The sequence below is a fragment of the Lysinibacillus sp. FJAT-14745 genome (assembly GCF_001275675.1).
Classification (GTDB): Bacteria; Bacillota; Bacilli; order Bacillales_A; family Planococcaceae; genus Lysinibacillus.
This window is the reverse complement of sequence record NZ_LITM01000002.1, coordinates 692,984-713,031: the sequence shown is the minus strand read 5'-3', so window position 1 is coordinate 713,031 and position 20,048 is coordinate 692,984. Positions and strand designations below refer to the sequence as shown.

General features: G+C 35.4%; 25 protein-coding genes. 19 read left to right on the top strand and 6 right to left on the bottom strand.

The window, feature by feature from the left end; genetic code table 11:
• Positions 1 to 87: 87 nt before the first annotated feature.
• Positions 88 to 774 carry a helix-turn-helix transcriptional regulator gene (locus AMS59_RS24060; RefSeq protein ID WP_082337382.1) on the bottom strand — a complete coding sequence of 229 codons (687 nt, stop codon included), beginning with the start codon at positions 772 to 774 and terminating at the stop codon, positions 88 to 90.
• 221 nt (positions 775 to 995) lie between these two features.
• Here AMS59_RS24060 and AMS59_RS04875 point away from each other — a divergent pair, with 221 nt between their 5' ends.
• From AMS59_RS04875 to AMS59_RS04835, 10 genes are all read left to right on the top strand, one after another.
• On the top strand, positions 996 to 1,202 hold the full coding sequence (locus tag AMS59_RS04875; protein ID WP_053482623.1) for a helix-turn-helix transcriptional regulator: 207 nt from the start codon (positions 996 to 998) through the stop codon (positions 1,200 to 1,202).
• Position 1,203: 1 nt separating this feature from the next.
• Positions 1,204 to 1,473 (top strand): hypothetical protein, encoded by a 270-nt coding sequence (locus AMS59_RS04870; RefSeq protein WP_053482622.1) that lies wholly within the window; start codon positions 1,204 to 1,206, stop codon positions 1,471 to 1,473.
• 59 nt (positions 1,474 to 1,532) lie between these two features.
• Entirely contained in the window at positions 1,533 to 1,931 is a 399-nt protein-coding gene (locus tag AMS59_RS04865) for a hypothetical protein (protein ID WP_053482621.1), read from the top strand.
• Positions 1,932 to 1,984: 53 nt separating this feature from the next.
• Positions 1,985 to 2,854 (top strand): hypothetical protein, encoded by an 870-nt coding sequence (locus AMS59_RS26155; protein ID WP_234007680.1) that lies wholly within the window; start codon positions 1,985 to 1,987, stop codon positions 2,852 to 2,854.
• Positions 2,855 to 2,893: 39 nt separating this feature from the next.
• The gene (locus AMS59_RS04855; protein WP_053482620.1) at positions 2,894 to 3,283 is read left to right on the top strand and encodes a hypothetical protein; all 390 of its coding nucleotides are present in this window, start codon (positions 2,894 to 2,896) and stop codon (positions 3,281 to 3,283) included.
• 16 nt (positions 3,284 to 3,299) lie between these two features.
• Entirely contained in the window at positions 3,300 to 3,851 is a 552-nt protein-coding gene (locus AMS59_RS04850) for a hypothetical protein (RefSeq protein WP_053482619.1), read from the top strand.
• A 12-nt stretch (positions 3,852 to 3,863) separates the two neighbouring features.
• Positions 3,864 to 4,007, top strand: coding sequence for a hypothetical protein (locus tag AMS59_RS24845; RefSeq protein ID WP_156304556.1), 144 nt, complete (start codon positions 3,864 to 3,866; stop codon positions 4,005 to 4,007).
• Between the two features lie 436 nt (positions 4,008 to 4,443).
• Entirely contained in the window at positions 4,444 to 5,925 is a 1,482-nt protein-coding gene (locus tag AMS59_RS26150; RefSeq protein WP_082337381.1) for an HK97 family phage prohead protease, read from the top strand.
• A 162-nt stretch (positions 5,926 to 6,087) separates the two neighbouring features.
• Positions 6,088 to 6,372, top strand: coding sequence for a hypothetical protein (locus tag AMS59_RS04840; RefSeq protein WP_053482618.1), 285 nt, complete (start codon positions 6,088 to 6,090; stop codon positions 6,370 to 6,372).
• A 108-nt stretch (positions 6,373 to 6,480) separates the two neighbouring features.
• Positions 6,481 to 7,026: a hypothetical protein gene (locus AMS59_RS04835; RefSeq protein WP_053482617.1), complete on the top strand. Its 546-nt coding sequence runs from the start codon at positions 6,481 to 6,483 to the stop codon at positions 7,024 to 7,026.
• Between the two features lie 438 nt (positions 7,027 to 7,464).
• Here the strand turns inward: AMS59_RS04835 and AMS59_RS04830 are convergent, their stop codons facing one another.
• Both AMS59_RS04830 and AMS59_RS04825 read right to left on the bottom strand, forming a co-directional pair.
• The gene (locus AMS59_RS04830; protein ID WP_053482616.1) at positions 7,465 to 8,772 is read right to left on the bottom strand and encodes an Ig-like domain-containing protein; all 1,308 of its coding nucleotides are present in this window, start codon (positions 8,770 to 8,772) and stop codon (positions 7,465 to 7,467) included.
• Positions 8,773 to 8,916: 144 nt separating this feature from the next.
• The gene (locus AMS59_RS04825) at positions 8,917 to 9,135 is read right to left on the bottom strand and encodes an SHOCT domain-containing protein (RefSeq protein WP_053482615.1); all 219 of its coding nucleotides are present in this window, start codon (positions 9,133 to 9,135) and stop codon (positions 8,917 to 8,919) included.
• Between the two features lie 267 nt (positions 9,136 to 9,402).
• Between AMS59_RS04825 and AMS59_RS04820 the strand changes: the two genes are divergently transcribed.
• Positions 9,403 to 9,711 carry a 4-fold beta flower protein gene (locus tag AMS59_RS04820; protein ID WP_053482614.1) on the top strand — a complete coding sequence of 103 codons (309 nt, stop codon included), beginning with the start codon at positions 9,403 to 9,405 and terminating at the stop codon, positions 9,709 to 9,711.
• Positions 9,712 to 9,822: 111 nt separating this feature from the next.
• Positions 9,823 to 10,611 (top strand): Shedu anti-phage system protein SduA domain-containing protein, encoded by a 789-nt coding sequence (locus AMS59_RS04815; RefSeq protein WP_053482613.1) that lies wholly within the window; start codon positions 9,823 to 9,825, stop codon positions 10,609 to 10,611.
• A 97-nt stretch (positions 10,612 to 10,708) separates the two neighbouring features.
• On the opposite strand, the gene AMS59_RS04810 is transcribed toward AMS59_RS04815, so the two are convergent.
• The gene (locus AMS59_RS04810; protein ID WP_053482612.1) at positions 10,709 to 10,936 is read right to left on the bottom strand and encodes a helix-turn-helix transcriptional regulator; all 228 of its coding nucleotides are present in this window, start codon (positions 10,934 to 10,936) and stop codon (positions 10,709 to 10,711) included.
• Between the two features lie 232 nt (positions 10,937 to 11,168).
• Here AMS59_RS04810 and AMS59_RS04805 point away from each other — a divergent pair, with 232 nt between their 5' ends.
• The 6 genes from AMS59_RS04805 to AMS59_RS04780 all read left to right on the top strand — a co-directional run bounded on the left by AMS59_RS04805 (position 11,169) and on the right by AMS59_RS04780 (position 16,477).
• Positions 11,169 to 11,363 (top strand): hypothetical protein, encoded by a 195-nt coding sequence (locus AMS59_RS04805; RefSeq protein WP_053482611.1) that lies wholly within the window; start codon positions 11,169 to 11,171, stop codon positions 11,361 to 11,363.
• A 34-nt stretch (positions 11,364 to 11,397) separates the two neighbouring features.
• Complete coding sequence (locus tag AMS59_RS04800; RefSeq protein ID WP_053482610.1) at positions 11,398 to 12,201, top strand: helix-turn-helix domain-containing protein; 804 nt, start codon at positions 11,398 to 11,400, stop codon at positions 12,199 to 12,201.
• A 130-nt stretch (positions 12,202 to 12,331) separates the two neighbouring features.
• Complete coding sequence (locus AMS59_RS04795; protein ID WP_053482609.1) at positions 12,332 to 12,670, top strand: hypothetical protein; 339 nt, start codon at positions 12,332 to 12,334, stop codon at positions 12,668 to 12,670.
• Positions 12,671 to 12,970: 300 nt separating this feature from the next.
• Positions 12,971 to 13,540, top strand: coding sequence for a hypothetical protein (locus AMS59_RS04790; protein ID WP_053482608.1), 570 nt, complete (start codon positions 12,971 to 12,973; stop codon positions 13,538 to 13,540).
• A gap of 825 nt (positions 13,541 to 14,365) precedes the next feature.
• Complete coding sequence (locus tag AMS59_RS04785; RefSeq protein ID WP_053482607.1) at positions 14,366 to 14,896, top strand: NfeD family protein; 531 nt, start codon at positions 14,366 to 14,368, stop codon at positions 14,894 to 14,896.
• A 15-nt stretch (positions 14,897 to 14,911) separates the two neighbouring features.
• On the top strand, positions 14,912 to 16,477 hold the full coding sequence (locus tag AMS59_RS04780; protein WP_053482606.1) for a flotillin family protein: 1,566 nt from the start codon (positions 14,912 to 14,914) through the stop codon (positions 16,475 to 16,477).
• 36 nt (positions 16,478 to 16,513) lie between these two features.
• On the opposite strand, the gene AMS59_RS04775 is transcribed toward AMS59_RS04780, so the two are convergent.
• Complete coding sequence (locus AMS59_RS04775; RefSeq protein ID WP_053482605.1) at positions 16,514 to 17,065, bottom strand: GNAT family N-acetyltransferase; 552 nt, start codon at positions 17,063 to 17,065, stop codon at positions 16,514 to 16,516.
• Positions 17,066 to 17,082: 17 nt separating this feature from the next.
• A complete protein-coding gene (locus tag AMS59_RS04770) occupies positions 17,083 to 17,907 on the bottom strand; it encodes a methyl-accepting chemotaxis protein (protein ID WP_053482604.1) in 825 nt (274 codons plus the stop codon).
• Between the two features lie 789 nt (positions 17,908 to 18,696).
• On the opposite strand from AMS59_RS04770, the gene AMS59_RS04765 reads away from it, so the two are divergent.
• A complete protein-coding gene (locus AMS59_RS04765; protein ID WP_053482603.1) occupies positions 18,697 to 19,905 on the top strand; it encodes an MFS transporter in 1,209 nt (402 codons plus the stop codon).
• Positions 19,906 to 20,048 lie beyond the last annotated feature (143 nt).

The following is a 20,048-nucleotide window of genomic DNA, read 5'->3' as shown; positions in this document are numbered from 1 at the left end:
CATGTCTTCGTTTTTACTCTAAAAAGGCGGGAGAATAAATCTGAAATTTCAGTTAAAATTCATGCGACGGTAGTGAAAAACTATCTATTAAAATTTTTTAAATACATCTGATTGAAGATTTACTTTTAGGCTTTGCAGGATTCCTTTTTCAAGATTCTTTTGGAAAATGTCGTCGTTATCAAGAGTATCTTCGTTAATTTTTTTTATTAAATAGGATTGTAGTTCGTGATTTAATTTATTTTCAAGATTTTTGTAGATGTCTTGATGAAAAGATGCACTTATTTTGTTGTAGATTTCGTTAATAAATATATATTTTTCATTTTCATTATCAAATTCAATTGTCAAAGGAATATTAGCAGCAAATATATCTGGATTGTCCAAAAGAAGTTCTACACTATTAATAGTTTTGCCAAGTAGGTCAAAACTTTGAGTGTGTTGATTCCTTTTTACATCCATTATTACATCTATATCAGCAGTTGTAATACTTAAATGGTTTTCTGTAATAAAACTATCTGTCGGACGTTCTTGTAAAGAATACATACAGGAATTGATTTCAACAAAAAAATCAATGTCTAAGGGCTCATACTCATAAAATTCACATGGTGTAACACCAAGGTACTTGCACAAAGTATTAATTGTCTCCATTCGCATCATTTCACTATCATTTTGAGCTATTGAAGTAATGGTGTTCCTCGATATTCCTGTATCTTTTGCTACACGTGTTATTTTTAGTCCTCTTTCTGCCATTAATGCAGCTAAACGATTTCTAATCATTTTAATACCACCTTCCATAATGAAAATATATCAATAATTAAGCATAATGACAAGTTAACTTAACTAATCGCGAATTAAACTTGTGTATTTAAAATTACTATGGTAGAATTCGTTAAAAGTAAAAATGACAAGGAAAGTTATCGTTTTGTTTAATATATTGCTTTGCTGATGATGAAATGTATAGTTTAGTTGTCATGATATCTATTAAAGGAGGGGTATAGGTGAAAAATAATTTACGTTTGTTAATGGCTCAGAAACACATAAATATTACGCAACTTTCTGAAGCAATAGGTATATCCAGAAATGCAATTGCTAGTATCTATCATGAAAAAACTACTCGCATGGATATTAAAACAATTACTTTGCTTTGTAATTACTTTGAATGTACGCCTAATGATTTGATTGTCATTATGAGAGGAGCGAATTGAGATGTTACCAGCGAACATTGAAGTAAATCTTGATAAACAAGCCATTCGACAATACATAGAGAAGCGGCTTGATGAAGAAGTAAGAGAGGTTTTCTTCTTAATCGACTTAAAGAAGATGTCGGAATTGCTTTGTATGTCAGAAAGACATATTACTGAAGAGTTGCTCCATGACCCACGTGTTAGAGCTTGTGAAGTTCGAAAGAATCGCAAGAGGTGGTGGTTTTATAAACCAGTACTAGAAGCTATTGAAGCTGTTGTTTCAGAGTGGTGAAAATACACAGCTTGGCGGCGTGTGTTATAGGAATAAGTCATAAAAAAGTGGTGAGAAAGATGAATGAAGAATATTTAATGGGTCGTATAACTGTGCATTTTGGAGTGGATATTGTTTCCTTAGTGCACAAAGTACATGGCCGTTTTTCGTACATGGACTTAGTAGAAGGTGATCATATCGAAGTAAAAGAGGATGACCAATACAAGGCTATTACTATTAAAGATATATTAGATAAAATTGTTGGGCACGATTCAAGTCCGGTATGGAATCGTGGTTCATCAATTTATGAAGGTGCTCAAGTTAGGGTGAAGCTAGACCCACAAGGAAACAAACTAGCAGTTTTAACGGAAAAAAGTCTAAAAATAAATAAAGTAATGTTTGCCCTTAAACAAGGGTTCATAACTCATGAGCAAGCTACACAAGCATTTTTGCAGCTTGAATTAGAAAATGATGAATAAAAGAGCACCTGTACAGTTTAAGCAACATAGGCATTGACAAGGTGGTGGTGACGATGTCTGATAATTTCTTTTTTCCAGTTTTCACGGGTCTACTCGAGCCAGAACATGTCGAAAAAATTGGTTCTGCTTTATGGGAGTTTTTGTGGTTAATATCTAAAGTTACAAAAGAAATTGTTGAGAATGATGAAACTATCGGCATTGTTCTTGGCGGTAGGCCTGTTAAAAATATTGAAATGTCCGAATCGTTAGGTTACAGTCTGGCGAAAGTTGAACGGAATATTTCAACATTAAAAAAACACGGGTATATAACCACAAAGCGAACACCCTATGGAAATATTTATAAAGTGAAAAACTCAAAGAAATTCTATAAAAATAGAACCCTCAAAAATGACGGTTCTGATAGGAGAGAACCCTCAGATTTGGAGAGAGAACCCTCAAATTTGGTGGAGAGAACCCTCATAAATGAGGGATGTAATAAAGATATAAAAGATATAAAAGATATAAATACTACTCGTCAAAAAAAATATGACGAGGATAACACCTATTTCAAAATGGCAATTTACTTTCATGAGAAAGTTTCTGTGGTTGCAAATGAAGCTGGAATATCTCATTTAATCAAAAAGTCCAATATGCAAACTTGGGCTGATGATATGCGAAAGCTTATTGAAATAGATCAAGTTGATAAGCACCAAGCTAAACAAGTCATGGATTGGGTAACAGAAGATTCATTTTGGAAAACAAATGTACTATCGGCCAAAAAGCTTCGTGAGAGATTTATGGAACTGGCTATAAAAATGAACACTGATAAAAAGCCAACTCAGCCAAACCAGAAACTGCATTATGATCCAAGAGATAAAGAAATAGCATTCCAACGATGGATACAAGACGGAAATGATCCAGATAATTTTGATTGGAGTGATTGAAATATAGGTTATCAAAAGTAAGAAGCGAGGATGATATCAATGGAACTATTAAAACACTTAACAAGAGCAGAGAAAGTAAAAATTCGTAAAGCTGTTGTAAAAGAATTGGCACGATATCGAATTTCCAAATTAGCAGCAGAGAATTCAGATAATGATAATGTTGCCTTTCACCAAATGATTGAACGAGCTATTGAGAGATTACCAACACCAGAACGCTTTCTAATTGAAGCGAGGTATTTGTCAGCTAATAGTGAATACTTGACAGATTATCACGTCTACAATTTAAAGTTTGATCCACCAATAAGTTCAGTGACTTACACAAAGATTAGAGATACAGCTATGATAAAGATTTCATTGTTTTTAAATCTTGATACAGGTGTGAAAATTGAATATTTAATTCAAACAAACTATCCGGTTAGGTTTAGTTGAAAGGTGGGTGTGCTGCATGAATCAAACTATTATTTCAGAAGCTTTCGGTGAACAATTGGCACTTATTACAGCTAACACACCTTATGCAATTGAAAGTGATTCAGATACTTTTGTTTCAGAACTAGAACATAAAGTAAGGAAGTATATGTATTCATTGTGGATGGATGCCCAGGCCAATAAACTAGCAAACTATTTGGAGAAAAGACAAGCAGCACACTTTGCTCAGCTGTATGAATTTAGTTATGGCGTGTCTATGTATGATAACGAACAAACTCTTTCTAGTAGGTCGGATACACTTGCATTGATGATAATTGACGAGAAGGTAGCGTATAAGAAACGTTTAGAACGCATACGGCTTCAATACAAGCGATTCAAGGAGATATGTGAACTAATTAGCGTGAAAGATAAAGAACTGTTTATACGTTATTTTGAGCAGTCTCAGAAGGTAGACTATGAGACTTTAAGGAATGCTGTCATAAACAATATACGAGTAATTAGTGAACGTTATTGGAGTGATGAACAAACGAATGAGCAACACACGCGTGATTCTTTCAATACTAAAAGATAATGAGGTGAACTTATGAAAGAACTACGATGCACAAAGTGCGGAAAGTTATTATTAAAAGCATCGCGTGAATATGAAGCTGGTGCTGCACTTATCCATTGTGATTTAGAAGTACAATGCACACGCTGTAAAGCAATCAATCGATACAAAGCTAAATAACATTAGAAGCTCACGAAGCTCATTACATTCCAGCAATGGTGTGTGGTGGGTTTTTTATTTTTTGTCACACTTGGGTGATAGCCCCCCTATCAAATGATAATTTTGGCCATTTTACGGTAGACCGTATGAGCATGGAAACGTGCGCCTCAAAATGAATTTTTGAAAAATTTTTAGTGAGACAAAAGGTAGTAAACCATGTATAGCCTTGGGTTCATCCTACTTAGAGGGGCTGTGCCATTTTGTCACACCTTGTCACAGTACTCCATTGTGACAAAGTACTACAACAGTACGTATTTAAAGGAGGTGAAGTTGAATGTGGCTAATTATTTTCGATTCAATTTATTAACACTTAATCGAAGGGCAAAACTTTCTATCGTTCAGTACAAAAGAGAACGATTCAAGTTGAAAAATAATCAAATAAGAAGTAGGTGTTTATATGAAAGTAAATGAAAGACGAGCAATGAAAAATGTACAAATTACAACTCGCTCTAAAAAAGAAGGAAATGGGAATGTTGCGGTAGGTTATGCAGCTGTATTTAATTCCCCTACAGATATAGGAGACATGTTTAAAGAGGTAATTGCGCCAGGAGCGTTTAAACGGGCATTAACTACAGGAAATGACGTGTGCTGCTTGATGAATCATAACTGGGAGAAAATTTTAGGCCGCACGAAATCAGGAACATTGAAGTTAGAAGAAGATCAGCATGGATTGAAATTTGAAGTGGATCTCCCTAACACAACAGATGGAACAGATTTAATTGCATTAATGGAGCGCGGTGACATTTCACAATGTTCTTTTGGGTTTAGAATTGTGGACGAGTCTTGGGATCACTCAGTAGTTCCTTCATTACGAACAATCCATGAAGTAGAACTATTTGAAGTATCGATTGTAACAATACCAGCCTATGAAGATACGGAAGTTAGTTTGACACGAAGTGCAGAAAATATGGAATACACAGGAGGAAATTATCTAATGAGAAAAATGGTACAACAAAATAATGAAACACGCAAAAAATTTGGTAACTATTTAGCAGGGAAAATTCTTTCAGATGAACTTCGATCACTAGGAATTGATTTTAATAACGGAAAAGTTTTAGTTCCTACAGTTATTGCAAATGAAATTATCGGCTACACAGAACAGGAAAACTTACTACGTAAATTTGGTACAGTTGTACCTTTAGACGAGCAATTACAGTATCCAGTTTTAATAGAAAGCTCGGATGTGCAAGTACATGTAAATGCAATTGAACGTACAGAAACAATTCCCGTCAATTCGATTGGCTTGAATGCAGAGATATTAAATCCAGTTGAATTTGACTCGTTATCTCGAATTAAAAAGCGTTTATTAAAAATGAATGTGAATGTTGCAGATTTAATTTTAAACGTCATGAAGAAAGAATATGTGAAGAAGGAAATTGATTTTATGTTTAACGGTACCGGTGCAGCATATAACGAAGGATCTTTGTATAATCGAGCTGTTGTTTTTACAAGTGAAGGCACTGATAAAAATAAAGCTTTACGAGACTTATCAAAAAAACCTTCAACAGCAGTACGAAACAATGCGCGCTGGTTTGTTAATGATGCAGGGTTAGAATTGGCTGAAACTATTACATTACCGAACGGAGAAGCCGCACTGAAGACATTAGAAAATTCAGAAGCAGGGGCAAAGTATACATTCTTTGGTTATCCATTACATTGTGTGGATGCAGTGAAAGGAACTAATGAAGCCAGTGCAGTTTTCTACTTTGGAGATATGTCGTCATTTGTAATCCAAGACAATTCAGTAGGATTAGAGATTGAGATTTCAAAAGAAATGTATGCTCATCTAAATGAAGTAGGATACAAACTTTATAACTTATTGGACGGAAAATTAATCTATTCGGATCTTGAACCAACAGTATATCGATACGAAATTTAATTCTATTTTAAACACTTACTTCGGTAGGTGTTTTTTATTTATCAGGTAAATGTACGTGTGTTTCGCAAACAACCAATTTTGACTTCTAAATTGGTAGTCTCTTTTTATAATGACAATCCATTCCATTTATCCTATGATATAGGTAGATGGGAGGTGTTTTTAATGTTAATAAACTTGATAATAAAATTTAGTGAGAATTATACATTTGATAGTTTCGATGAAAGCAAGAATTTTTCGCTATATAAATCATTTGAATCTGATTTTATACCAAGAGTTAATGATTATGTTTATGATTCAGGATTTGGAAAAGAGTTTCTGGTCATGAAAGTTGAGTGGAATTATGAAAATAATCAATGTAATGTTTATTTAGATAGATCTAATATCGGGAATTTTGAAGAAGTAAAAATTCAAGTAATGGATGCAGGATGGAAAGGAAAGCAATATTAAATTATTTAAGTCACATTTAACAAGGTGTGGCTTTTTCTATTTAATATAGGGTAGCTAATAAATGAGAAAACGATTGCAAATATAGTAAAAACCACAGGAGGTGTATGTATGGGTAATATTTTGGAGATAATAAATGAGAATGCACAAATACTAGGTCTGTTTGCTCCCTTGGTGGCAATTATTATTTCTGTATTTGCTTTAAATCAAACAAAACGTTCTATTGAAGAAGCGAATAGACCATATGTGGTTGTTTATAGAGATTATATACAAGTTCTATCTTCTATACATGAATATCTTGTTATAAAAAATTTTGGTAAGAGTGGGGCAATTATTGATTCAGTCCTTTTTGAACCTAGTTATTATGATTCAGTGAGAAATAAGGAAATATTTAATAATATCAGTGATACTTTCATAGCACCTGGACAATCGATATCTAAAGTTGTATCTACAAACGCTTTTGCTGTAGAACGCAACGGGATGATAAAGGTAACTATAAAATATCATGCAGGTAAAAAAAAGTATCAAGAAGTGATAAGTTTGAATGAAGAAATTATTCATGATCTAACATTTACAAAAACAAAGCCATCGAGTAGTCATTCTTTACAAGAAGTAATTACTAAAGCTACTGAAGAATTATTAAGAAGAAACCTTTAAAATATTTAACTCAGTCACATCTAACAAGGTGTGGCTTTTTATTACATGGTGTTTGTAATTAAAGAAAAATGCTTTTATGTATTTTGTTAATTAAACCGTATGACAATGCCTTTTCTTTTAGCATTGTCCCCTTCTTAACTAAAAGAAGATTTTTTCGAATACAAAGAAAACCAAAAGTAATTCAGAACAAGTGAGCTTTAATTCAACTTTCATATTCTCACCACCTTTTTATTCAGTTAAAAACTATTCTGTGCGGTGAGGATATATTATATTCCAACTGTGAAAAATAATTGTGGAGAGATGACCAATGTTTGAACAAATGGAACAAAGAAATTCAACGATTTCAGGAATTGTATAGTATGAAATGTTAATCTATAAATGTCTCATTCACAGACAGGCCCAGGTACTCAATTAATTTTGAGCCTGGGCTTTTTGTGTTTAATATTCTCTTACTTCAAATGAAGCAATTTTATCATGTACGATATATTCTGTAACTTTTTTATAAGGTGAAATTGTTTTTGAAAATTTGAATGTTGATGTACCTTGAGCACTATCAAACCATTTCAAATAGTCATTTAATACTTTATTAGTAACATCATATTCTTTAGTAATACCATTCACCAAAGTGATACTTAGAATAGCACTTGATTGTTCATTGTTTAATTTTTTTACAATAACTGTACTTGTTGCTGTAATATCTGTGTTTTCTATCTTTGCTGTAATGATTGCTTCACCTTCACGAATGGCAGTTACATTACCATCTTTGTCAACAGTGGCAATGGCTTCATCATTAGAGGACCATATCACATTAGAATTTTCAGGTATAACAGTTGCTATTAGCTTATCTTGGCTACCTTCCAAAAGTTCTAAAAAATTCTTGTCTATTGTTATGGATTGGGAAGTTGTATTTTTTTTCTTGACAGTAACAACACAGTTAGCCTTTAAATTGGTACTTTCAGCCTGTGCTGTAATAGTAACTATACCTTCTTTAATGGCAGTTACATTTCCATTCTGATCTACAATAGCAATTGATTCGTCGCTAGATGTCCATATTACTTTTGCAGTATCAGGAGTTACAGTTGCTTTTAATTTATCTTGGCTACCTTCTAGAAGTTCTAGAGAGTTTTTGTCTAAAGCAATTGAATTATTCAAAGCTTCCTCATCTACAAGACTACCATCTATATCAATATCAATAGCATCTAATCTAAGCGTAAATGTGTCTACATTAGAAGGAGTATTTGTTATTATCACTTCAACTTTATGGATACCAAATGGTAAACCTTCTTTTTTAAAGGCTACAGTTTGAGCTTGAGTAGAGCCGTAACTCTGAAGATAACCCTGATCAATCCCGTCTATTTTAACTACAGCATCTTTTGTGTACGTTGGAGCTCTGTATGTAATAATATTAATTTTACTACCTAAAAACCAAAACTCCATTTTAGCAGTTACCTTTTTCTTAGCACCCATGCTTCCTTTTTTGTAATCATCAGAATTTCCTGTATATCTTACCCACGTATCTTTTTCATAAATTAATTTTTCATGGTTATCGTCATATCTCTTCCAACCTTTTTCAGGTTTTTTTAAACTATTCCCAACTACTGCACTATTTTCAGGAGTGTTATTAAAATTAATAACACCTTCCTCATAATCAATTTCTACTGCAGAAGCACTCTTAACATTAATACTAATTATTACGAATAGCATTAATGACAGGAAAATAAAACCTTTTTTCAATAACTTTATCACTTTTGTATCCTCCTTAAAATTATATAAGGTAATTACTTAAAAAAACCTACAGAAACAACTTTAAACAATAAGGGACTTATTTACCATGATAAAAACCTTGTATTTTTGATAATAAAAAAGCCCACTCATTTTTTAATTCCCCTTTTATATCCCTAATAATTGTTTTTTCTTCGCGTCAAATTCTTTTTCGGTGATTAATCCATCATCTAATAAATCCTTCAATTCACGGATTTCATCGGCAATATCATACATATCCTTTTCCTTTTTAATAGCTTGCGCAGAAGCAGTTTTGGACATTACCTTTAGATTCTCGATACCTGATTTAATTTCAAGTGCAATATGCGCTGGCACATCGTCAGGCAAGGTATTAGCTATCTACCTGCAGTATTATTATATGTCCCACTGTAATGTCCTACCGTTGAAATGCTGAAATCCATTGGGGGAGTAAGCGTGATACCGTAAATTTTGAATCTTAATCATTTTTTCTTTTAATCTTTTAAAACATGCTCTTTATAATTAATATATATAATTAAGCAACTGCAGAAATGTGGTTGCTTTTTATTATGTCAAAATCCTATTACACAGTTAATGATTTCCAGTTTATGATTAGTGTGGACAGGAGGTGTTGGTATGGAATGGTTATGGACATGGAAAGGTAAATTTTTCGGTTATAAAGATGGCTCGGACTTATGGACATACAAAGGTAAACATGTCGGCAGATTTTATGGAACAGAAGTATATGATAGAAATGGTCATTACTTAGGTGAGATTATGAGTAATAACAGATTGATTACCCATAAGAGTAAGAAAAGAATAAAACGTTCAGGATTTAGTCCTTATGCAAAAAGGGCAGGTTATGCTAGATATGCTAACTACGCAGGTTATGCAATGTATGCTGGACATGAAGATTTTCCAACACAAGACACTTTTGATAACTAACAAGTATTTGAGTCACATCTAACTAGGTGTGGCTTTTTATTCGAAGTATGATAAAAGTGAAAATAATAATTAGAGAATAAATGAAACTAAACATTGAAAGAGGTGTTCTTTTTGAAACTATATAAGAATAAGGATTATACAGTTTTAAGTGAAGAAGAGATGAATTTATATGAGGAAGTTAAAAAAACAGAAAATAAAGGTAGGCTTCGTAGATCCAATAAATTTAGAGAGTATCCTAAAGCAGCACGACATTATAAACATCTTTTTCCTAATAACTATTTAGATATAGTGGAATTAGGCGATATCGGAAAAATAAACGATATTTGCAATGAGTACCAGGTATTATTAAGTTCAAATCCTGGAGAGAGGGAAATGTTAAACTTCATCAACAACAACGAATATTATCTGTTAATCGCCTCTCTTTTCAAATTTTATAACTTTGGCCATCATGGAGCATTTCTTTTCAAAGAATTTAATATTGGCGGACATGTAGTAGATTATTTACTGGTTGGTAAAGGATCAGGAGGATATGAGTTTGTTTTTATAGAGTTAGAAGATCCTTCAAACCCTTCCTTTATGGCTAACTGTCATTATGCAGAATCATACAGAAAAGGGTTAAATCAAGTTAGAGATTGGAAAAGTGCTTTGAATAGAAATTTTAGTTATTTGTCAAATGAGTTTAGAAGAGCTACCAAGCCTGGTGTAGCATTACCAGAGGAGTTTTTAGAAAATGATGAGGGTAGAAGGCATTATGTTGTAATAGCTGGTAGAAGAAAACACTATGAGGTAAATCCACGGAAAACATATGAAGTGAGAAGAAATGAATCACTTGCTAGAATATTTCATTATGATAATTTAATTGATTATACAAAAGAATTGATAGGTAAAAAAACGTTTTGATAATTTTTTTAATAACATTTCTTAAATTCCTGTGCATAATAAATTTAAAACAAAATAAAAACACTTTCAGCTGCAAAAGCCGAGAGTGTTTTTTCGTTTACTCTTTAGAATCAGGGGTGAATTCCAATAGATCAGATAGCTTACAATCAAAAACCTCGCATAGTGTGATAAGCGTTTTTAAATTTGTTGATTTCATTTCTTCATCAGTTCCCTTGTATAACCGATTAATAGCATTTCTACTAAGCCCCGACTTCTCCATTAATTCTGAAATTCCATCAATACGATGTTCAGCCATTAAAATTCTTAAATTTGATTTTATAACCATTTAAAAACCCCTTTCTAAGGTTAATTATAACACTTTTGATGATAAATAGTTTTAATAAAAATAAAAAAGTGACCTTGTAAGGTTAAAATTTAACTTTACATTAACTTTTTAAAGTGATATATTAACCTTGTAGAGTTAATCGTGATAAAAAAGCAATGTGGATTTAACCATCAAAGGTTAGTCGGTGAATGGACAAGAAATAGCCGATATGCTGCAGAAAGGGGGTGTGACATTGTGTATTAAAGCTCAATCGAAAACCATTCAACAACGCCAGAAGTACATTAATTCGAAGATGAAACAACACGATGCAATTAAGGATGTCCGGAAGTATCAGAATCGGTTGAAGTGGATTATGAGATATCATCGTCTACTTACAGAATTAGAAGTAAAACAGATGCGTGAAAATTTACGTAAGGTATTTAAGTAGAGGTATACCGGTGATAGAAAGTGAGGTGAGAACAATGGTAGCGTTTGAATATTTATCACAATATGAAACATTCAATTCAGTACAAGAAATGGATCAGTACGTTGAACAGCATATCCAGCAACATTACTATGACCTAACTGAATCAGAGCGTGCCATTGTTTATAAACTCGCTTCACATGCTCTTAATTATCCAGGAGCATGTCATTTGAAAGCTGCAACAATTGCTGCAGCATTGGAGATCAGCACAAAGACAGTTTACCGTGCTATTTCAAAATTGGAATCACTAGGGATAATCAAGAAACAGAAAACTACTAAGGTAAAGGGAGGCAGTGGAGCAAACATTTATATTATTTTGCCGTGTCAATCAGAACCATGTGGTAGCTCTGACAAGCCTTCTGAACAAGAGGTGATACAAAGTGATGCCATTTCATTACAAGCCGTTTATAGCAGTGCACATACTGAAATAGAGGGAAGCAAAGAGTACATGAATGAGTACCAGCAAATGCTTTACGATTTTATGCATTCACTTCCACTTTCGGACATTTTCAAAGACGAGCTGCATAAAGTGGTACTAGGATCCAATGTAAGTAACATTCAGGAATTCATATTGGCCAAGAACATCATTTTTAAAATGGCTAACGATATTAAAGAAGGGGTTCTGACAGTTACAAAGACATTACGTGCAGTATTCGTAGGGGCTCACAACAAAGCAGTACAGCGCATAGGTAAGCATCCAACAACAAACACATCATATATGAAGAAAAAGCCTGTAAATGTACGTCCAGTACCTTTCTACAATTGGCTATCAGAACGTAATGGACCAACAGAAGTATTTTAATAAGAAAGGAAGTGAATGCAAATGAAAGTAACGGTTAAAGAATGGCGTGTAATGTCTGATCGTAACAAACAATTACTTTTGAATGCAGTCGCAACTAAATAAAACATAGACGATAAAGGGGAATGAAAACATGCAGCAACAAACACAACACTTATTAGAAAAAGTAGTACTCGAAAATAGTAACGATGCTTCGGGATTATCTGTACAAATGATTGATTTACGAGTTGTACAACAGGCGGTAGCTAATTTAATGAATAGAATTGATGAAATCACTGAAAATCGACGGCATGAGGATCGTGGCATGGCATACATGTCTATTCAAGAAATTCAAGATACGGTGCGTTTAATTGATATGGCTTTCTATCCATTGTTTAAAAGAATGGAAGATGAAGTAAAAACCATTAACATTCACGCACAAGAATTGTATGATACGGTAATAAAAAGTGAATCAGAAGTTTTGAGTGTTTGAGGGGTTTCCAAAAAATGAGGAATAGTAAAATTTGAAGTGTCTCCAAATTTGAGCAGATGTATTTGGGCGGCTGAATGTTGAGCCACAAGATTTCACACCGGAAATTTAGCGGTGAAAGATGTCTACAATGTTATGGTGATGTTTTACAAAGCACTTGCTACGGCAGGTGTTATTTTTATTTAAATCTTCAGGAGATTAGTGGGAACGATGCAACATAAGCTAGCATTATTTTAATTCCAGGGAAAAGAAGGATGTTTTAACATTTCGTTGAATTTTAGTAGATGGAATGGAGGAATAAAAATGAAATTGTTTCATGGTACATCTTTAAGTAAAGCAAAAAAAATTCATAATGAGATGAGGTTACGTGGAAGTGGAGTTCCTAAAAATTATGAAAATATAAGTAAGTTTGAGTATAAAGGGAAAGAAATTGATTCAAACACTACAGATGGCTATGTATATCTAGGGAATTTTATATGGGGTTTAGAGTTCGGGAATATAGCTGCTTGTTCAGAAAAGAATGAGGATTTTGTAGTATTTGAAATTGATGTTCCAGATGAGTTATTAGAGGCTGATTTAGACCAAATTAAACATGTTAGGGATTATTGGCAGGAAGAAATCGATGCTGCTGATGAAAATAATATAACTGCTGCTGAAAGTTTTGAATTTTGCCAATGTGTAAGGGTTAAAGGGGATATGTTATTAAATGATTATAAAACTAAGTATGCTGTTGTAAAAAGCACTTATCACAGTGGAAATAAGACTGCCAAACTGCTATTTTTAAAATGGAGCGATGATCCAGGGGATATTAAAGTTATTCAAGATTTCAAAGAGTTGTTAGAGTGGAAAAGTGTAAGTTTAAGTACATTTTAAAGTCGATGTGCTTTTTAAAATACCTAACGCTTGAGAATTTGCCTTCCACAGTCAAACTGTGGAGGGCTTTTAAGTTATTAAAAATGCATTGGGCAAGTAAGCTATTCTTATAATTGATCAACAAAAAAGACCGAAGCAATTAGCCTCGATCTTTCTTACTCACGCATTCCTGTACACACGCTCGCCGTATTTTATTAGCCCCAATTTGGCCTCATTTCGCCCCAAAATCATACTTTTATATGCTTTATATTGCATAGTTTAAAATTACATGAAATTCACAGATGTATTGATATATCAATGTTTATAGGTATTTTTAGATGTTGCATGCATTCAATCCACATTAAATGTACTAGAATCTTAAGAAAAGCATGTCTGCCGATTGGGGCTTCCTCTCAATCGGTGACATGCTTTTTGTTTTCCTAGAATAACGTGTGGTTGATTTCCGTTCCGACTGAGCGCTTTCTAGGAGGTGTCGGATGAGCCACTTCGCTTCGTTCCTCTATTGCTGATTCCCAAGGAGTCGCCCAGTCTCTACTCCAGTCAACTAATATTATTGTATCAAATTGCATCCCAACTTTTGGTGATGGGCCGTATTTATTGCTTTGCTTTTTCCGCAGGCTGTTCTCTCTTTGATTGACGATAATCACGCAGTAAATCAAGTGCAAGGTACCATTATTTCTTTTGTTTTAACATGGTTAATAATACTTTAAGAAGATAACTATTCTAAAATCTATCATTCGAAAATTAAGAAAATATAAAAAATTACGAAACCTTTTAGAGTCAACATCCGTATAGTAGGTAATACAATGAAAAGGGGTGAACAACTTGACGCTATTTGGCTATTCACTCGAGCAAATCTTTTTAGTGGGATTAATATTTGGGGGCCTTGCAACTCTTTTATTTACGTTTTTTAGTGATGCTGTCGAGGGCATTGGAGAGGGGCTACCGATTTTTAATCCAAGTGTCATTCTATCTTTCATTACGTTGATGTCAGCAACTGGGTTTATTTTAGAAAAACTAGCCTTCTTCCCTAGCGTTTGGAACATTGTTGCTGCTTGTATTATCGGAGCTATTTTAAGTGCACTATTTTATTTATTTGTTCTTGTTCCGCTACGATCGGCCGATGTTTCGTTAGCTTATACGGAAGAATCACTTGGTGGCCAGCTAGGAAAGGTTATTGTTCCAATCCCGACAGACGGTTTTGGAGAGGTAGTTATCGAAACGACTAGCGGTATGATATCGAAGCGAGCAACAGGATTTGACAATGAGGCTATCGATTATGATACGACGGTACTTGTTGTAGAAGTGAAGGAAGGAACACTGTTTGTGAGATCTTATGATAAGAAATTTTTATAAAGGAGCGATATTTATATGTCAACGGAAATTTTAATTGTTATAGGGATTGTAGCATTTGTTTTAATCGCACTAGTTGGACTGTATGTGACTAAGTATCGTACAGCGGGTCCTGATGAAGCACTGATTGTGACAGGTAGCTATCTTGGCTCAAAAAATGTACATAAAGATGAGTCAGGAAATCGTATAAAAATTATACGTGGTGGCGGTACATTTGTATTCCCGATTTTCCAGCAGGCACATCCATTAAGCTTATTGTCAAGTAAGCTTGATGTGACAACACCTGAAGTGTATACAGAACAAGGCGTACCTGTTATGGCCGATGGAACAGCTATCATTAAAATTGGTGGTTCCATTTCTGAAATTGCAACGGCAGCGGAGCAATTTTTAGGGAAGCAAAAGGAAGAGCGTGAAAATGAGGCGCGTGAAGTGTTAGAAGGTCATTTACGTTCGATCTTAGGTTCAATGACGGTTGAGGAAATTTATAAAAACCGTGATAAATTCTCTCAGGAAGTCCAACGTGTTGCATCTCAGGACTTGGCGAAGATGGGGCTAACAATCGTATCCTTTACGATTAAAGATGTACGCGATAAAAATGGCTACTTAGAATCGCTTGGTAAGCCACGTATTGCACAGGTTAAACGTGATGCGGATATTGCTACTGCAGATGCTGAAAAGGAAACACGTATTAAGCGTGCTGAAGCATCGAAAGAAGCACAAAAGGCAGAGCTTGAACGTGCAACAGAAATTGCAGAAGCGGAAAAAGAAAATCAATTAAAAGTAGCTGAATATCGCCGTGAGCAGGATATTGCAAAAGCTCGTGCAGACCAAGCGTATGAGCTAGAAACTGCACGTGCAAAGCAGGAAGTAACAGAACAGGAAATGCAAATTCGCATTATCGAACGTCAAAAGCAAATTGAGTTAGAAGAAAAAGAGATTTTACGTCGTGAGAAGCAATACGATTCAGAAGTTAAGAAAAAGGCTGATGCTGATCGTTACGCTGTCGAGCAAAATGCAGTGGCTGCCAAAATGCGTGAACTAGCGCAGGCAGATGCGGAGAAATACCGTATCGAATCATTGGCACAAGCAGAAGCAGAGAAAATTCGTTTGGACGGTCTTGCGAAAGCGGATGCTGAGCGTGCAAAAGGGGAAACAGATGCGGATATTATTCGTCTTCGAGGTCTTGCAGAGGCCGAGGCAAAACGTAAAATTGCGGAAGCCTTCGAATACTATGGTCAAGCAGCTGTCCTTGATATGATTGTACGTATGATGCCAGAATATGCGAAAGAGCTTGCGAGTCCACTTGGCAATATCGATAAGATTACAGTTGTCGATACTGGCGGTGGGGAAGGCGGAGGCGGTGCTAACAAAGTAACGGCCTATGCAACAAATTTAATGTCGACATTACAGGAATCGTTGAAGGAGACTTCGGGGATTGACGTGAAGGAACTAATTGAAAGCTATGCAGGTAAGCATACATTGCGTCCTGAGCTAGAGCAAATAGCAGTAGGCTTAGGAAAGCAAGCATCAGCTATAGCTAATGAAACGCAAGACGAGATAAAAGAAGCAGTTGAACAAAAATAAAAATAGTAGCCGCCTGATATCGGGCGGCTACTATTTTTATTTTTCCTTAATTTGTTTCCACTCACTAGCGAGCATACCGTAAGCAACATGGTCTACATAATGATCATATAGCCACTCTGCTGCACGAATCGTTCCTTCTTTTGTAAAGCCTAGGCGCTCGGGGATGGCACGGCTCTTTTCGTTGCCCTCAGCAGCACGAATTTCGACCTTGTTGAGCTGTAAATCCTCAAACGCATATTGTAATAATGCCTGTACGGTCTTTGTCATAATACCATGCCCTTGAACTCCCTCACTGAGCCAGTAGCCAATAGCAGCAATTTTATTGCTATGATTGATAGTATTAAAACCAGCAATGCCTACTATTTCATTGCGAAAAATGATGGCAAGAGAGAGGCTGCTTTTAGCTTCGTATCCTTTTATACAGCCTTCAATATACGCCGTTGTATCGGCTACTTCTTTCGTAAAATCCAACCACGGCAACCATTCACGTAAATATGCTCGTGATGCATCTGTTAAAGCAAAGAGAGCATTAGCATCTTCTAATACGACAGGACGTAAAGATAATTCCGGATTAATTGTAATTTGCAATATTCTTCACCTCTTTATTATTTTAAGGCATCATGCATAAAGCCCTTCATTTCACGACTTAGAACTGATAACTCCTCAATAATTTCACTAAAATCTTGAACGAGTTGAGCCTGTTCGTTTGTTGCGTCATTGATTTGCCCCATATTTTGCTTAAGGTTATCAAGGTTTCTATTTATATTTCGTAAGGATGCTTCAATATTTTCAGTGGCGCTTGATGTTTCAAAAGAGAGCTTTCTAACTTCCTGCGCTACGATGTTAAAGCCAGCGCCATGCTGACCCGCACGAGCCGCCTCAATAGATGCATTTAAGCCGAGTAAATTTGTTTGGCGAGAAATGTTTTTTATTAAATCTGTTACTTCATTTGTTTTCTCCGAATCTTCAAGGGCGTGCTGTGCTTGTTTGTTAATTTCCTCACTTGTTGCTGCTAATTCCTCTGAATGTGAGGCAATAGTATGTACTTTGTCTTGTAGGCTGTTTACAATGCTATCCATTGTACCCATAAAGTCCTCGAGTTTAAGCTCATTGTCGATTGGCAGTCCAAATGCTAGAGCACCTACGACTTTACCATTTTCACGGATTGGAAATGAAAAAGCATTGATGGCAACTCCGTATACATCCTTTGGTATAACGACATCTGCGTTTTTTCCATTAAAGGCAATGAAAACATTTTGGTCATTAGCATTTACTTTTTGTCCATCTTGATAGCCTGAATCTACACGTTTGCCAGCTAAATATTTTACAACTGTTTCACTTTCCTTCTCAACGACAGCCACGATTGCTTCTTCCTTTAATGCGAGATGGATATAGGGTGCTGAAATCGATAAAGCTTCAATAATTTTCATAAAAAATCCCTCCAAGTCTGTACAATGAAAATAGTTTAGTCATCGGAGCTCAAATTGCCAATGTTTGCTAGATGATTACTTTCACTGTAACACAATATTTGTTAACTCAAAATAGAAATTTATTTGAAGATATGTAATTGCAATCACGGGAAGATTATCAAATAGAATAATGCACTCAACACTAAAAATAGTGGGCTCATCACCAAATGTTGTGGATGACATTTGTTAAAACGTATGCCATATAGGTTGATTGGAGTGGAGACAGGGCGACTCCTTGGGGATCGGCAATAGAGGAACGAAGGTTAAAAGCATCACGTCCTGTGATAACGCCTTCGTGACCAACATCCTATCGCAGCCGCTACGTTTGCACTACGCTTCGCACAAAAACCATCTGTCGCAGCCGCTACGTTGCACTACGCTTTCGCACAGAAAACATTTGTTGCCCCGACGCCCCCAGGAAGCTTTGCTCTGTGCGAAAGCGAAGCGACAGCAACAATGTTTTAACTGCGCGTCAGCGGCAAAGCGCCCAGTCGGAACGGAAATCAACAACACGTTATGGCAATGATTTAAATTCTTTCAGCGGTTGTCCAAACATCCGCTGAAATAGAGGGACTCAGTCTAATAACGCCACGTCCTGTGGCAACTGAGTGACCAACCTCGTGTTGGCCTAAAGCCTCCAGCGGATGTCACGGTGGCAAATTTGTCTATTTTTTGACAAACTATCGTGTGTTTTGAAGATCGTTGTATTAGAATAATAGTAGATTTGGAAGAACGTCAGGAGAGAGAGAAATGGATTACATTCAAAAGGGGACAAAGTCGTTTCGTAAAGCAAACTGGGCTTTATTTTTAGCAGGTTTTATCACTTTCGCTAACTTATATGTATCACAGCCATTATTACCAACGTTTGCGAAAGAGTTTCATGTATCACCGGCAGTTGCGAGTTTAACGCTTTCTGTGACAACCTTTTCGTTATCCATCAGTATGATTATTGTTGGCTCATTGTCAGAGGCATGGGGCAGGAAATCTTTGATGACGATTTCTATTTTTTCGGCATCTATTATTACGCTTGCACTTGCCTTTTCTCCTAATTTTGAAACGATATTAGTATTACGTGTTATACAGGGAGTCGTTTTTGCAGGATTGCCAGCAATTGCGATGGCTTATATAGGAGAGGAAATGGATCCATCTAGTTTAGGTATTGCAATGGGCTTATACATAAGTGGTAATTCGGTAGGTGGACTTAGTGGACGAGTGATTATAGGGACATTAACAGATCTTTACAATTGGCAAGTGGGGATGATTGTACTGGGTGTTATCAGTCTTATGATTAGTGTGTTATTTATCTGGATGCTACCTAACTCCAAGCATTTTACAGCACGACCATTGCAGATAAAATCATTGACGACATCTCTTGTTCAACATTTAAAGGACCCATCTATGCTTTGTCTTTTTGGTATTAGCTTTGTATTAATGGGAAGCTTTGTGACTCTTTATAACTACATTGGCTTTAAATTGATGGCGCCACCTTATAATTTAAGTGCTACGATTGTTGGTTGGATTTTTGTTATTTACTTAGTAGGTACATTTAGCTCTGCTTGGTTCGGTAGTCTTGCCGATCAATATGGCCGTCAAAAGATGCTGTTATTGTCCATTGCGATCATGCTTATAGGGGCGATATTTACATTAAATGGGCTACTTAGTTTGAAAATTTTAGGGATTACAATCTTTACATTTGGCTTTTTTGCAGCGCACTCGATTGCCAGTGGCTGGGTAAGTAAACGAGCCACTCATGATAAAGCACAAGCATCTTCTCTCTATTTATTTTTCTATTATTTTGGTTCGAGTGTTGGAGGAACGGTAGGAGGGATATTCTGGCTGCATTACGGCTGGGGAGGCGTTATTGCAATGATTGCTGTATTTTTAGTCGTTGCATGCTTGCTGTCTTCATTATTAAAGATGATTATTGCTAAACAACAACGCATTGCAGCAGGGCACTAGGAATAGTATTTTTTGTTTAGCTTATTTATTTTTCTTGTTCGCATCCATAAATATAGTCATCTGCATTAATTAACTCAAACTTCGCAGACTGAAATCGACAAATAAGCCTTGATATAATTAGGAAGGCTGGCGATCCATTGCTG

What these genes read in the sequence shown, in the direction of transcription:
- AMS59_RS24060 (WP_082337382.1), bottom strand. Translation starts at nt 774, where the DNA reads ATGATTAGAAATCGTTTAGCTGCATTAATGGCAGAAAGAGGACTAAAA.
- AMS59_RS04870 (WP_053482622.1), top strand. Translation starts at nt 1,204, where the DNA reads ATGTTACCAGCGAACATTGAAGTAAATCTTGATAAACAAGCCATTCGA.
- AMS59_RS04865 (WP_053482621.1), top strand. Translation starts at nt 1,533, where the DNA reads ATGAATGAAGAATATTTAATGGGTCGTATAACTGTGCATTTTGGAGTG.
- AMS59_RS26155 (WP_234007680.1), top strand. Translation starts at nt 1,985, where the DNA reads ATGTCTGATAATTTCTTTTTTCCAGTTTTCACGGGTCTACTCGAGCCA.
- AMS59_RS04855 (WP_053482620.1), top strand. Translation starts at nt 2,894, where the DNA reads ATGGAACTATTAAAACACTTAACAAGAGCAGAGAAAGTAAAAATTCGT.
- AMS59_RS04850 (WP_053482619.1), top strand. Translation starts at nt 3,300, where the DNA reads ATGAATCAAACTATTATTTCAGAAGCTTTCGGTGAACAATTGGCACTT.
- AMS59_RS24845 (WP_156304556.1), top strand. Translation starts at nt 3,864, where the DNA reads ATGAAAGAACTACGATGCACAAAGTGCGGAAAGTTATTATTAAAAGCA.
- AMS59_RS26150 (WP_082337381.1), top strand. Translation starts at nt 4,444, where the DNA reads ATGAAAGTAAATGAAAGACGAGCAATGAAAAATGTACAAATTACAACT.
- AMS59_RS04840 (WP_053482618.1), top strand. Translation starts at nt 6,088, where the DNA reads ATGTTAATAAACTTGATAATAAAATTTAGTGAGAATTATACATTTGAT.
- AMS59_RS04835 (WP_053482617.1), top strand. Translation starts at nt 6,481, where the DNA reads ATGGGTAATATTTTGGAGATAATAAATGAGAATGCACAAATACTAGGT.
- AMS59_RS04820 (WP_053482614.1), top strand. Translation starts at nt 9,403, where the DNA reads ATGGAATGGTTATGGACATGGAAAGGTAAATTTTTCGGTTATAAAGAT.
- AMS59_RS04810 (WP_053482612.1), bottom strand. Translation starts at nt 10,936, where the DNA reads ATGGTTATAAAATCAAATTTAAGAATTTTAATGGCTGAACATCGTATT.
- AMS59_RS04800 (WP_053482610.1), top strand. Translation starts at nt 11,398, where the DNA reads ATGGTAGCGTTTGAATATTTATCACAATATGAAACATTCAATTCAGTA.
- AMS59_RS04795 (WP_053482609.1), top strand. Translation starts at nt 12,332, where the DNA reads ATGCAGCAACAAACACAACACTTATTAGAAAAAGTAGTACTCGAAAAT.
- AMS59_RS04790 (WP_053482608.1), top strand. Translation starts at nt 12,971, where the DNA reads ATGAAATTGTTTCATGGTACATCTTTAAGTAAAGCAAAAAAAATTCAT.
- AMS59_RS04780 (WP_053482606.1), top strand. Translation starts at nt 14,912, where the DNA reads ATGTCAACGGAAATTTTAATTGTTATAGGGATTGTAGCATTTGTTTTA.
- AMS59_RS04770 (WP_053482604.1), bottom strand. Translation starts at nt 17,907, where the DNA reads ATGAAAATTATTGAAGCTTTATCGATTTCAGCACCCTATATCCATCTC.
- AMS59_RS04765 (WP_053482603.1), top strand. Translation starts at nt 18,697, where the DNA reads ATGGATTACATTCAAAAGGGGACAAAGTCGTTTCGTAAAGCAAACTGG.